The sequence below is a fragment of the Deltaproteobacteria bacterium genome, from assembly GCA_009930495.1.
Classification (GTDB): Bacteria; Desulfobacterota; Desulfovibrionia; order Desulfovibrionales; family Desulfomicrobiaceae; genus Desulfomicrobium.
The window spans coordinates 24,048-36,633 of sequence record RZYB01000008.1; the positions used below are offsets into that span (position 1 = coordinate 24,048).

Annotated in this window: 15 protein-coding genes; 4 read left to right on the forward strand and 11 right to left on the reverse strand. The window is 60.6% G+C overall.

The genetic code is table 11. The annotated features are described in order from the left end of the window. Positions 1–21: 21 nt before the first annotated feature. Genes EOL86_01860 through EOL86_01880 form a run of 5 tightly spaced genes read right to left on the reverse strand, consistent with a single transcriptional unit; the run spans position 22 to position 4,123 of the window. Positions 22–687, reverse strand: coding sequence for an HAD family hydrolase (locus tag EOL86_01860; GenBank protein ID NCD24328.1), 666 nt, complete (start codon positions 685–687; stop codon positions 22–24). A gap of 11 nt (positions 688–698) precedes the next feature. After that, complete coding sequence (locus EOL86_01865; protein NCD24329.1) at positions 699–2,351, reverse strand: AMP-binding protein; 1,653 nt, start codon at positions 2,349–2,351, stop codon at positions 699–701. A 26-nt stretch (positions 2,352–2,377) separates the two neighbouring features. Next, a complete protein-coding gene (locus tag EOL86_01870; protein NCD24330.1) occupies positions 2,378–2,947 on the reverse strand; it encodes a cupin domain-containing protein in 570 nt (189 codons plus the stop codon). After that, complete coding sequence (locus EOL86_01875) at positions 2,947–3,741, reverse strand: hypothetical protein (GenBank protein ID NCD24331.1); 795 nt, start codon at positions 3,739–3,741, stop codon at positions 2,947–2,949. The genes EOL86_01870 and EOL86_01875 overlap by 1 nt, the downstream gene beginning before the upstream one ends. A 1-nt stretch (position 3,742) precedes the next feature. Beyond that, on the reverse strand, positions 3,743–4,123 hold the full coding sequence (locus EOL86_01880; protein NCD24332.1) for a hypothetical protein: 381 nt from the start codon (positions 4,121–4,123) through the stop codon (positions 3,743–3,745). Positions 4,124–4,293: 170 nt separating this feature from the next. Between EOL86_01880 and EOL86_01885 the strand changes: the two genes are divergently transcribed. Continuing rightward, entirely contained in the window at positions 4,294–4,491 is a 198-nt protein-coding gene (locus EOL86_01885) for a twin-arginine translocase TatA/TatE family subunit (GenBank protein NCD24333.1), read from the forward strand. A gap of 65 nt (positions 4,492–4,556) precedes the next feature. On the opposite strand, the gene EOL86_01890 is transcribed toward EOL86_01885, so the two are convergent. Genes EOL86_01890 through EOL86_01910 form a run of 5 tightly spaced genes read right to left on the reverse strand, consistent with a single transcriptional unit; the run spans position 4,557 to position 9,093 of the window. Next, positions 4,557–5,423, reverse strand: coding sequence for a hypothetical protein (locus tag EOL86_01890; GenBank protein NCD24334.1), 867 nt, complete (start codon positions 5,421–5,423; stop codon positions 4,557–4,559). Between the two features lie 26 nt (positions 5,424–5,449). Further along, positions 5,450–6,379: a tRNA (adenosine(37)-N6)-dimethylallyltransferase MiaA gene (gene miaA, locus EOL86_01895; protein NCD24335.1), complete on the reverse strand. Its 930-nt coding sequence runs from the start codon at positions 6,377–6,379 to the stop codon at positions 5,450–5,452. Then, a complete protein-coding gene (locus tag EOL86_01900; protein ID NCD24336.1) occupies positions 6,376–6,906 on the reverse strand; it encodes a pantetheine-phosphate adenylyltransferase in 531 nt (176 codons plus the stop codon). Before EOL86_01900 ends, miaA begins: the two co-directional genes overlap by 4 nt. Next, positions 6,882–7,451, reverse strand: coding sequence for a 16S rRNA (guanine(966)-N(2))-methyltransferase RsmD (rsmD, locus tag EOL86_01905; GenBank protein NCD24337.1), 570 nt, complete (start codon positions 7,449–7,451; stop codon positions 6,882–6,884). The genes EOL86_01900 and rsmD overlap by 25 nt, the downstream gene beginning before the upstream one ends. 7 nt (positions 7,452–7,458) lie before the next feature. Next, entirely contained in the window at positions 7,459–9,093 is a 1,635-nt protein-coding gene (locus tag EOL86_01910; GenBank protein NCD24338.1) for an MBL fold metallo-hydrolase, read from the reverse strand. Between the two features lie 144 nt (positions 9,094–9,237). On the opposite strand from EOL86_01910, the gene EOL86_01915 reads away from it, so the two are divergent. Then, positions 9,238–10,089, forward strand: a complete 852-nt coding sequence (locus EOL86_01915; protein ID NCD24339.1) for an HDOD domain-containing protein — start codon at positions 9,238–9,240, stop codon at positions 10,087–10,089. Positions 10,090–10,111: 22 nt separating this feature from the next. Here the strand turns inward: EOL86_01915 and EOL86_01920 are convergent, their stop codons facing one another. Then, positions 10,112–11,074: a hypothetical protein gene (locus EOL86_01920; GenBank protein ID NCD24340.1), complete on the reverse strand. Its 963-nt coding sequence runs from the start codon at positions 11,072–11,074 to the stop codon at positions 10,112–10,114. A 174-nt stretch (positions 11,075–11,248) separates the two neighbouring features. On the opposite strand from EOL86_01920, the gene EOL86_01925 reads away from it, so the two are divergent. Beyond that, positions 11,249–11,911, forward strand: coding sequence for a DNA mismatch repair protein MutS (locus tag EOL86_01925; GenBank protein ID NCD24341.1), 663 nt, complete (start codon positions 11,249–11,251; stop codon positions 11,909–11,911). A gap of 17 nt (positions 11,912–11,928) precedes the next feature. Further along, on the forward strand, positions 11,929–12,586 hold a 658-nt coding region (locus tag EOL86_01930; protein ID NCD24342.1), incomplete at its 3' end, for a hypothetical protein.

The following is a 12,586-nucleotide window of genomic DNA, read 5'->3' on the forward strand; positions in this document are numbered from 1 at the left end:
AAAGAATCGATGATCGATTATTTAGCAAAAATCCCTCTCAAACCATTGCCGCAGTTCATGGAAACTGTCCACATGCAGCTTGGCCCGCAAATTCGGGTTGCGGTATGCCCAAAACGACACGCCGGCGCCAGCCGTGGTCAGCTGATCGACCTCTGAGTCTCCGATATAGGCCAGAGCGTCCACGGGCATCCCCCACGAACGCACGATAATGTTCAGCCCCTCCGGATCGGGCTTGGGGCGGGCCACCTTGGCCGCGGTCATGACCGGATCGAAAAACCGGGTCATGCCGAATCGTTCCAGAACCATCTCCATGGAATTGCGGCGGTTGGTGTTGATCGCCAGACGCATCCCAAGCCGTTCCAATCCGGCCAAAAGCTCGAAAATGCCAGGCTCCGGGATCATGCGGTCGATAAAATCCGCATAGGTCATGTGATGCTGCACGGCCCGGGCTTGGTCCATGCGTCCCGGCGGAATGATCCGGGCCAGGGCCGCGTCCACGGTATGCATGAAGGCATAGTCCTCGTCCTCGACGCTCATTTCCGGCAAACCCAGGGTGAAAAGGATATGATTATAGTAGTGCCGATTCACGTCGCGGGAGTCGAACAAAACCCCGTCGCAATCAAACACCACGCCCCGCACCTGACGCAAATCCGGTCGGTGCCTGGTCCGCAATGCGGCCGCGCCCACGGCGACGACCGTCATTTCATGGCCTCGGGAAAAAGCTCCGCCGCCAATTCACGCAGCTTGTATTTCTGGATCTTGCCGCTGGCGGTCATGGGGAACTGGTCCAGGAACGCCACGTACTTGGGAATTTTGTAGCGGGAAATCTGACCGCGACAAAAATCCTTGATGTCTTCCGGCGCGTAGTCGAAACCCTCCTTCAAGATGACGAAAGCGCCCACTTCCTCGCCGTACTTGCGGCTGGGAACGCCCGCCACCTGGACATCCTTGATGCCCTCCATGCGGTAGAGAAATTCCTCGATCTCGCGTGGATAGACGTTCTCGCCGCCACGAATGATCATGTCCTTGAGACGGCCAGTGATGGTCACGTAGCCGGCCTCGTCCATGGTCCCGAGATCGCCGGAATGAAGCCAGCCATCGGGGTCGATGGCCTGGGCCGTGGCGTCGGGGTTGTTGTAGTACCCCTTCATGACGTTGTAGCCCCGGCAGCAAAGCTCGCCCTGCACTCCCGGCCCCGCGGGTTCGCCGCTTTCCGGGTTCGTGATGCGCACCTCCACCTCGGGCATGGCCCGTCCCACGGTCGAGGTCCGTTGCGCCACCGTGTCGTGGACCCTGGTCTGGGTCATGACCGGCGAAGATTCGGTCAGACCATAGCAGATGGTGATTTCCTTCATGTTCATGACGTCCATGACCTTCTCCATGACCGGCACCGGGCAGGGCGAGCCAGCCATGATGCCCGTGCGCAAGGAGGAATAGTCGTAGCGGGAAAAGGACTTGTGCTCCAAAACAGCGATAAACATGGTCGGCACGCCGTACAACGCCGTGCACTTTTCCTCTTCGATCGCGGTCATGACCAGCAACGGACTGAAACCCTCCAGGAGGACCATGGTCGAAGCGTGACTGACGCAGGCCAGCACGCCCAGAACACAACCAAAGCAATGGAAAAGCGGCACGGGCAGGCAAACCCGATCCTTATGGGTGAAGACCTGGTTCTCGCCAATCCAAAAGCCATTGTTCCCGATATTGTAGTGGGTCAGCATGACTCCCTTGGGAAAACCTGTGGTGCCGGAAGTGTATTGCATGTTGACCACGTCGTGCGGATCCAGGGAGGCTTGACGAGCCCGGTAATCCTCTTCGGAAATCAGCCGGCTCAGAGCCAGGAGCTCGGGCATGGAGTACATGCCCCGGTGCTTTTCCTGCCCCAGGAAAAAGACCCGCTTCAGGTCCGGAAAACGCTCGGAACGCAAATAACCGCGTTCCTGGGTTTTGAGTTCCGGCACCAAGTCGTACACGGTCTGAACATAATCCGTGTCGCGAAAGGAATCGATCAACAGCAGATTTTCGGTCTCGGATTGCTTGAGCAGATATTCCAACTCGGCCTTCTTGTAGAAGGTATTCACGGTCAGGAGCACGGCCCCGATCTTGGCCGTGGCAAACTGAAACGCCACCCAATAGGGCACGTTGGTGGCCCAGATGGCCACTTTTTCTCCCTTTTGCACTCCCATGGCCATGAGGCCCTTGGCCAGATTATCCACGAGCTCGCCAAACTCGCGATACGTCAGGCGAAAATTGCGATCGACATAGACCACGGCCTCGTTGTCCGGATGCCGCGCGATGGCTTCGTCAAGCATCTGGCCCAGGGTGATCCCTCGCAGTGCAGGTCTATCCATGAGTCCTCCTCCTTTCGCTTCCACGGCTATTCCGGGAAATACAGCACGGCATAGATGGACGCCGGCGAATCGCCAGCACAGGTCACGTGATGTGGCACGATGGAATTAAGATAGATCGAATCGCCCTTGTCCAGAATAAAAACATCGCGCCCGTAGGTCACCTGGATGGCCCCGTCATGGACAACGATGAACTCCTCGCCCTCATGACTGGACAGTTTGCATTCCCCATTGGCCGCTGGCGCCAGCTCGACGAAAAAAGGCTCCATGTGGCGGTCCTTCTTTCCCCGGCCCAGGGAATAAAACTTCATATCCACGGAACACCCCTTGCCGCCGAGCATGTGCAGGCCTTCCTCGCGCTGTCCCAAGCGCACGACAAGCGGATCCTGGCCCAGTTCGTCGTCCAGAAACGTGCCCAGGCGCACGCCCAGACCTCGGGCGACCTTGAGCAGGGGCCCCAGGGACGGATACACGGAATCATCCTCCAGGGATTTCAAAAACCCAAGTTCCAGGCCCGTGCGCTCGGCCAACTGCTCCAAACTGATCTCGTTCAATTCCCGAAGGCGCTTGATACGCGGTCCGAGTTGTTCTTTGGTCATTACCGGTTCTCGCTGGTTGAAGGGTTTGAGGGATTGGCCAGAATCCTGACGAAGTGGGGCAATTCGACCCGCTCGCCGCAGACAAGCTCCAGGCCGGCCGCGTCCATGTCGCAACACCAGAAATCGCGACCCTTCACGACACACGGGGCAAAGGCCAGGCCGCAAGCCTCAAGCTCCCGAAACACGTCCGCGTCGGAGACAAAAAGGCTGGCCCCGCCCGGCAAAAAAGCGAACACGCGCGGGAGCAGACTTTTCCATGGCAAGTCCACGCCGGCGCGCGGAAAAAGAACGTCATCCGAAACGCCGAGCTCGGCGAAGGACTCTTCGTCGCCCAGGCCAAGCGTCCGGGCGAACCCGTCCCGGGCCTGGGCGAAGCGGGTCTCCTGGTCGCGCATGCCCATGAAGTGCTCCTCGCGGAACAAGGCCAGGGCCAACACGATTTGAGCCTGCCGCAGCGCGTCGTCCAGGGAGACTTCGGCCGACTTGGCGCCACCGGTCAGCTGGGACAGGATGTCCATGGTCGTGTCGGTATAAAAATTATCGATGCCGGCGGCCCGGTAGGCCTGCATGTCCGAGGTTTTGGGAAAACGCTCCGCGAACTGAAGGTATTCGCGCACCATGCGGCGCACCTCCTCGTCCGAGTAGGGCAGGGTCGGTGGACGCCACCGCGCGGGGCCTTCCGGCAAGGCCACCCCGGGATCGAGCCACAGCACCCATTCGGGCAGATCCGGTCCGGCCAATCCAGGATTCATCCAGGGAAAATGCACGACAAGGTCATCCATCAACGTATACACCTCACTCCTCGAAATTTCGGCCCGGTCGGGCCAGTTCATAGTGGCGACAACGCCCTCCGCAACAGGGAAATCGGAGCAGACACAGGCCCTCGACAAAATGCGCGCACCGACCGAAAGCGTCCCCCGCGCCCAGGGCATACTCCGGGCAGGTCCAATCAACGACGTCCCCGCCCCACCCCTGCCAAATCCGCCCGGCCGCCTCAAGCCCGATTCCCATGAGCTCGCACCGCTCCACCAACGCGTCGAATCGACGCTCCAGCCGGGCCAAAACCTGGCAACAAAACGCACTGTCAAGCCCTGGATTCATGTATTCCGCATACATGCAACGTCCCCGCAGATAAAAACCACACCCCGCTCCTGGCAGCCGCACGACCTCGCGCATGGGATCTCCCTAGACGCCCCAACCCGCCACCCCACCGCGACAGGAAAATGGGACACGCATAGAATACACGCTATACACCTGGAAACCAAGGTTTTTCTTCTCCAGATGCGTATTGACCTCGGGAAAGGGCTGTGTGTATATGAGGCGCAATCATTTCCGAGGAGGCATACATGTTTGGCATTGGTATCCCAGAACTGCTCATCATCCTGGTCATCGTCCTGATTATCTTCGGAGCCAACAAGCTTCCGGAAATAGGTTCGGGCATGGGGCGGGCCATCAAAAATTTCAAAAAAGCGACCAGCGAACCCGAAGAAATCGACGTTTCGCCCAATTCCGAATCCAAGGACGATCCGGACAAAAAAGCCTGATCACCGCCCTCTTGGCCCCCCAATCCCGGTTTCACCGGGATTTTTTATTTCAAGCCGCCGGCAGGCTATTTGATCTCAATGTCCAGTCCCTGAGCCTTGGCTGCGTCACGCAACCGGATGACCAGGGCATCCTTTCGCTTGGCCTGGATTTTCCAGACACCGACCAAGCCACCTGGTCCCATTTCCACTCCGGTCAGGGCCCGTTGTCCGATTTCAGCCGTCCAACCGTCCAGCATGCGATCAAATTCCATGGGGCCCATGCTGGACAACCAGCCCGAAACGCTGACGGTCAGGGCGTCACCCCCCATCCGGCCCTCGGACCGAGAAAAAAAACCCTTCCATAAATACCACCACATTTCTTCGAGTGTCCTGGCCGTGCGAACCGATTTCCAGGTTCCATGGGTCAGCACGCCCGTCCAGGAACCCGGAGGCTCCTGGCGCAGCTCCAGGACCGGCACGTCCGGACCGGCCGAGGATACGGGGCGCAGCCCGGAAATCATCTGCAGGGGTTCCAGCCGCCGCGTGCGGGACGGGTCCACGCCAAGAAGGCGCAACACATACGACCTGGGGCTGGAGACGGTGTACAACACACCCATTTCGGCCAAGCGCCGCCGGATTCCGGCCGTGTCCGCGTGTACGTCCAAAACAATGCTTCCCTCGGTGGCATTGGCCGGAACGGACAACTCGTTGTAATCAAGGATCAGAGTCGAGCGCTCCGCGACCAGAACGCGGGCAACGGCGGCCAGACGTTCCGGGGGCAGGGTGACGTCCACGATGTCGCGCACGGTTTGGGCCATGGCCTGCTCCAATCCTTTTTCGATCAACCGCTCGCGAGTGGTCGCATCGACGCCAGGAGCCAGCACCACCCGTTGCCCGGCCATGGCGGGGACCGTCAGCAACACGCAACACACCATCAAGAAAAAACATTTCATCGCCGCACTCATCCTCCGTGAAGCCCTTACTCCCCAGGTTGGTCCAGAAATACCCTGGCGCGGGCAATCATGCCGTCCACCTCGCCTGGAGCGAACCAGGCAATGTCCGCGTCCTTGCGAAACCATGTCAACTGCCGCTTGGCATAGGCGCGGGTATTGCGCAACCAGACCGTCTTGGCTTCATCCAGGCAAACGCCATCCAACAACACGGACAAGAGCTCCGGGCAGCCAATCCCCGAAAAACCTGGAGCCGAGCGGTTCGGATGGGCGGCGTGGACCCGGGCAACCTCGTCCATGGCTCCCAAATCCAGCATGAGATCGATGCGTTGGGCCAAGCGCGGCGCCAGGGTGTCCAGATCCGTCGCCAACCCGATCTTGAGCGCCCGCAGCCCCGTGGGACGGGTGGTGCGGGCATGCCACTGGCTCAGGGTTTCTCCCGTGGCCATGAACACCTCCAGTGCCCGACATATTCGCTGGGGATCGTTGGGGTGAATTTTGGCCGCGTACTCCGGATCAATGGCGCGCAGCCTGGCATACAAGGCCGGCGCCCCAAAGGCCCGGCATTCATCGACCACGCGGCCGCGTATCCCTGGATCGATATCCGGAATGGGCGCCAGCCCTTCAAGCAGACTTTTCAGGTACAACCCGCTGCCACCCACCAAAATGGGCACCATGCCCCGCGCCTGCATGGCCCGCGCGGCGGCCAGGACGTCCTGGGCGAAAGCCCCGGCCCGAACCGATTCGGACACCGGCACATGCCCATACAACGCGTGCGGACACACCCGCCGCTCCTCTGCCGTGGGCTGGGCCGTGACCACTTCCAGACCGGCATACACCTGACGCGAATCAAAATTGACAACGCCCCCGCCCAGGGCCCGGGCCAACCCCAGGGCCGCCGCGGTTTTTCCCGTGCCCGTGGCCCCGACCAAACACACCAGGGACAACGCCGTGGTCATGGTTTCCCGCTATCCCCGGCCTGGAGCGCGCGCCATTCATCCATGCGCCGCGTGACCCGACCCTGGATGGCTTCCGGAACCAAGCCCTCGATGCTCCCGCCAAGCCGGGCCACGTCCTTGATGATGGTCGAGCTGATGTACAGCCAACGATAGTCCGTCATCATGAACACAGTGTGGATGCTTGGCTTGAGCTTGCGATTCATGAGCGCCATCTGGAATTCGTACTCAAAGTCCGAGACAGCGCGCAGGCCGCGCAAAATCGTATTCGCGCCAGTGCTCGGGACATAGTCCACCAAAAGGCCGGCAAAGCCCTCCACCGCCACCCTGGTCTGTCCCCGGAAAGCCTCGCGAATCATCTCCACCCGCTCCTCCAGGCTGAAAAGCGGATTTTTGCCCGAATCCTTGGCCACGGCCACGATGACCCGGTCAAAGACTTCGAGACCACGGCGCACCAAACTCAGATGCCCGTTGGTGAACGGATCGAAGGTCCCGGGATAGACGGCTATGCGCTCTTCCTTAAGCCCCATATGCAAATCCTTGTCTGTCCATAAAGTTTATTCCGGATTGGTTCCAAAACCGGGAGCGGTGGATCGGGCAGATCCAGGCCGGCCTCGACTTCGGCGCAAATCAGCCCGTCCGGCGCTAGGCCGCCATTCTCCACAAGCAGGCGCACCGATGGCAGCAGCAAGTCCCGGCCATAGGGCGGGTCGATGAAGACCAACCCATATCGGCCCACGGCCGTGGCGCCAAGCCAGCGCAAGGCATCGCCCTTGATCAGCTGCCAGCGGCCCCGATCCACGCCCAAGTCTTCCAGATTGGCCCGGATCAAGGCGGCCGCGGCGGCCGCCTTTTCCACGAACACCGCGCCCCGCGCGCCCCGGCTCAAGGCCTCGATGGCCAAGGCCCCGCTGCCCGCAAAAATGTCCGCGACAAGGGTATCGGGCCAGGACACGCCCAGCGATTCGAGCATCGAAAAAACCGACTCCCGGACCCGGCCCGTGGCGGGCCGGTATCCAGGGCCGGACGTGGTGCGCAGCCGACGGCCACGATAGGTTCCGGCGATGATCCGCATTCCGCGCTCACTCGCCCTGTTTCTGCTCGAACATCAGCTCGGACAGAATGGAGGTGAAACGGGAGTTGATATCGAGCAGATTGCCCCGGATCTCAACCTGATTGGTCAGGCCCATGCGCTTGATGTAATCCACGCGATCCTGGACCTGGGCCAATTTCGCCGAGGTTTCACCCAACAGGTAATCCCAATCGATGCGCGGAGCAGCCAGGCTCGGCCGCGAGGTGAGTTCGAAACGGCCGCTTTTGTCGAGCAGGAATTCGTCCAGGTAGTCCGGGATATGCACGGCCAGATTGAAACGCTCCCGGATCAATTCGGCCAGGACCTTTTGTCCGGAATGCTCGCCATGCACCAAATAGACCTGCATGTCCGGATTGCGAAAATGCGACAGCCATTCCAGCAGCTGGGTCTGTCCGGCATGTCCGGAAAAACCGCCAATGGTGAAAACCTTGGCCTTCACCGACAATTCCTCGCCCAGGATGCGGATGGTCGGCGCCCCGTCCACGATGCGCCGGCCCGGCGTGCCCTCGGCCTGAAAACCGACAAAAACGATGGCCGCGCCCGGCTTCCAGATGTTGTGCCGCAAATGATGCTTGATGCGTCCGGCATTGGCCATGCCGCTGGCCGAAATGACAATGGCCGGGCCCTGGGAGGTGTTGATGGCCCGCGACTCGTCGGCGGTCAGGGTGTAGCGCAGGTTGGCCAATTCCAACGGATTTTCGCCGTTCTTGACCAATTGCTTGGTCTGGTGGTCGTAGTAATCCCAGTGCCGGCGGAAAATCTCCGTGGCCTTGATGGCCAAAGGACTGTCCACGTAAATGGGCATGTCTCCGGGAAGCTTGCCCTCTTTTTCGAGCAGGTACAAACTATAGAGCACCTCCTGGGTCCGTTCCACGGCAAAGGCCGGGATAATGACCTTTTCCCCGTGCCGGTAACTGTAGGCGATGGCCTCGGCCAGCTCCTCGCGGCTTTGGGTTTCATTCTTGTGGTTGCGGGAGCCGTAGGTCGATTCGAGAAAAAGAAAGTCCGCCGTTTCCACCGTCTGCGGATTGCGCACCAACAGCTGATTGGGCCGCCCCAGGTCGCCGGAAAAAACCAACTTGTATTCTTCGCCCTTTTCCTTGAGCCAAATCTCGATAAAAGCCGAGCCCAAAATATGGCCGGCATCGTTGAAAATAACCCGAATTCCGGGGACCGGCTCGAAGACCTGATTGTATTCCTGGATTTCGAGCCGGGCCAAGGCCCGCTGCGCGTCCTCCACGGTATAAAGGGGCTCCACCGGCAAATCCCCGGCCCGCATTTTCTTGGTGCTGCGCCACTGGGCCTCGGTTTCCTGGATGCGGGCACTGTCTTCGAGCATGATCCCCAACAGATCGCGCGTGGGCGGTGTGGTGTAAATAGGGCCGGAAAAGCCCTTGGCGACCAGGCGCGGCAACAATCCGGAATGATCGATGTGCGCGTGGGTCAGCAAGATGAAGTCCAGACTTTCCGGGTGGTACACGCCGTTTTCGTCCCAGTTGCGCATTTCGATGACCCGATTCCCCTGATGCATGCCGCAATCAATGGAAAAACGCGCCGTCTCGCACTCCACGACATGACAAGACCCGGTCACGGTTCGGGCCGCGCCCAAGAAACTGATCTTCATGCAATCCTCCGTTTTCCCGCACACCGGCTGACGCCATCCGGGCCCATTGCCCTATGCCGTACCCATGTGGTAGTTGTGTCAGAAATGAATCGCGCCGTGTGATTCGGCTTCACATCCAATCTTTTGCCTTCGTCACGATATCTCATGCTCAATCTCGACAATCTCAAGGACACCGATCTCCCCCCCCTCAAACCCATGGTCGCCAAGCTGTGGGGATTGCTCAACGCTCCTGACACACGCTTGGCGGAAATCGCCGAAGCCATGGGCGCGGAGCCCGTTCTTTGCGCCCGGATCATGGCCGTGGCCAATTCGCCCATCTACCGGGGCACCGACGAGATCACCTCGGTCCACAAAGCCCTGGTCCGGCTCGGGCTGCAGGAAGTCAAGGGTGTTGTCTATTACCTGACCCTGGCCGGTTCCGTGCGTAAAAACACCCTGCCCGCCAGCTTTTCCATCCGGCGCTTCTGGACCCACAGCCTGTGCACGGCGCTTCTGAGCGAAAAACTCATCAAATTCCACGCCAACCTTTTTCCCATGACCCAGGAAGAACAGGAAGGCGCCTATCTCTCGGGCCTGCTCCACGACATGGGCTACGTGGTCATGGGCACCCTCATGCCCGAGGCGTTCACCACCCTGGCCCAGTCCTGGGAACATGGCGGCCACGACCCACTCCAACTCGAGGAAAGCCTGTTTGGCGTGGCCCATCCCGTCATCAGCGCGAAGGCGCTCAAACTGTGGAAATTCCCCAAAAATGTCCAGCTCGCGGTTTACGCCCACCATCGGGACGTCACCACCGGCAATCCTCCGGCCGTGGTCACCCTGCTCAAGGTGGCGGATTGCCTGGCGACGGGAGCCGGCTACCATTTCAACCCAATGTTCACGCTGGACATGAAACAGTCGACCATCCCCGCCGGCCTGATGGACAACGATTTTCAGCCCATCGTCGAGGAAGTTTCCCTGAAAGTGGAATTGCTGGTTGGCCAAAATTTTTCCTGATACCTCAAAATTTTTCGCTAAATCAAAAATCCAATTCAAGTTCCAAGGCCACCCGCCCGGAGTCTCCATCAATTCCGGGGGACAGCGGCTCGGCGAGGCGGGTTTGTAACCACGTCCAAAGCACCTCTCCGGTCCGGTCGAACTGTTTGTAATTGCCCAGGACCCGCACGCATAAATATCTGGCGCGCAGCTCCAGGCCCGTGCCTTGTCCATTGGGCTCTCGAAAGCTGTATTCGTCCAGGGCCCCGCTCAGCCGTCCCAGAAGCGCCCTGGTACCGCGCGCGTCCAAATCGGGCGAAACCAGAGCCAGCATTTCGCCATTCAAAGCGGCCAGGCGGTCGTAATTGCGGAGTTGGCGCCGCAGATAGTCCCAAATCCCGGATTTGAACCATGCCAGCCAATCCTCGCCAAAGCTGGCGCGCAGGCCGGCGTTATCCGGAATGGCCAGCACGGAAAGAGAAAACCAGCCGTGCCGACGTCCCACGCGGTTGACTTCCTGGAACAAAAAGGCTTTGAGGCCATCCGGGGTCAACAGGCCGGTCGTGGGATCGACCACGGGCTCCAGCGCCCCCTGCCCGGTCAGACGCAAGGTCCGAACCGCCCGTTTGACCTGCCAGCCGAGTTCCAGATCCAGCAACGGCCCGACCAGATACGAATCCATGCCCGCGTCCGAGGAAAGAATGGGCACCAAATCGGAACGGGCGCCAAGCATGATGACATAGGCCGGACGGGCGCGACGCCGGGCCTCGCGCGCCCGCAGCATGGCGCACAACTCCAACCCGGAAATATCCAGCCCCTGAACCGCGACAATCAGACACGGCCAGGGATCGTCCTCGGTCAGCGCCAGGGCCTTGGAATGGCTGGTCACATGCATGGCGCGCAGGCCGAGCTCCTCCACGACGGCACATATTTCCCGGCCCTGATTTTCGTCGGGATGGACCACGAGAACCCCGTACTCTTGGCAATCTTGCGTGAAAAATGTCATGCGTGTCCCGTGCGGTTTACGGTACGCCCCAAAAGCGGGACGTTTCCCGGCAGGAACCCCGGCTAGCAAATTATCCGCCGCACTGTCCACAAGCCCGCCAGGGCCGGCGCTTTTCAAGCTTTTGCCCTCCACCCCCAATTTGTATATACACGCGCCCTGACCATCGTGAGCACCATGCACAATCCGTTTCAATCCCTGAAAAAAGATCAAAGGATCAAGGCGTCCCTGGGCAAACGAGCCCGCGCGCGGCAGGAAAAGGCATCCACCGGCGATGACGTCCTCTTCCTGGGGGCCATGTCCGACGTGGCCCCCCTGGCCAAGGGCGGTCGGGAGGTGACGCCGCCAGCCGCCGTCACCAAGGCCAACCTGTCCGAGCCGAAAACATTCGCCCGCTTGCTCGAGGAAAATGTCGAATTCGAAATGGAGCACACCCACGAATTCATTTCCGGCTTGATCAAGGGGCTGGACGCCAAAATTTTCCGCAAGCTGAAAAATGGCCAATACAGCGTGCAAGGGCACCTGGACCTGCACGGCATGAACACGGAACAGGCCAAACTTGGGGTCCAGGAATTTCTGCGCCGAGCCTACATGGAGGGCAAACGCTGTGTGCTGATCATTCCGGGACGGGGCCGCAACTCCCCGCTCGGCCAGGGCGTCCTGCGCCAGGAGCTGTCGACATGGCTGACCCAGGCCCCGCTCAAACGCATCGTCCTCGCGTTCGCCACCGCCCTGCCCCGGCACGGCGGAGCCGGGGCCCTGTATCTGCTGCTGCGTCAAGCCCGCAAGGACAAGGGCAAAATCATTTGGGAAGACATTTTCACGGATCTTGAAGGCTAACCACAAAGGACTACATCATGGGTTTTTTCTCTCGTATCAAAAAACTCTGGGGCGGCGACGCGACTCCGGCCGATCACACTCCACCGCAGTCAGCCCAAGAGGCCCCCGCCCAAACCGAGCCCATCGAGGCCATCGAACCGGCTCCCGCCCCGGCGGCCCAACCCGAACCCGGACCAGCCGGCGCGGCCCAAGATGAACAGGCCGTCACGCCAAAAACCATCGCGGCCGAAGTCGAGCCCGAAACAGCTCCCGCCCTCGCGTCGGAACACGCCACGGCCGGGCCGGTTCGCACCGAACTGGAACCGACTCCGGCGGTCCAGCCCGAACCCGGGCCAGCTGGCGCGGCCCAAGCCGAGCAAACAATTTCACCAGAAGCCTTCGAAGCCGAAATCGGGCCCGAAGCAGCTCCTGCCCTCGCGCCGGAACACGCCACGGCCGGGCCGGCTCGCGTCGAATCGGAGCCAGCCCCGACGGTCCAGACCGAATCCGAGCCAGTCGGCGCGGCCCAACCCGAAGCTGTTGCCGCACCAGAGAGCGAGCCCTTCACTGAAACGATTTTGGAACCGGCCAAGGACAAGGAACCCATGCCGGAACCGATCCGGACTTCAGAAACCACCAACGAGGTGGACTTCGCCCCGACCCAGGCCAAGACATCGGGATGGCGCCGTTTTTTGG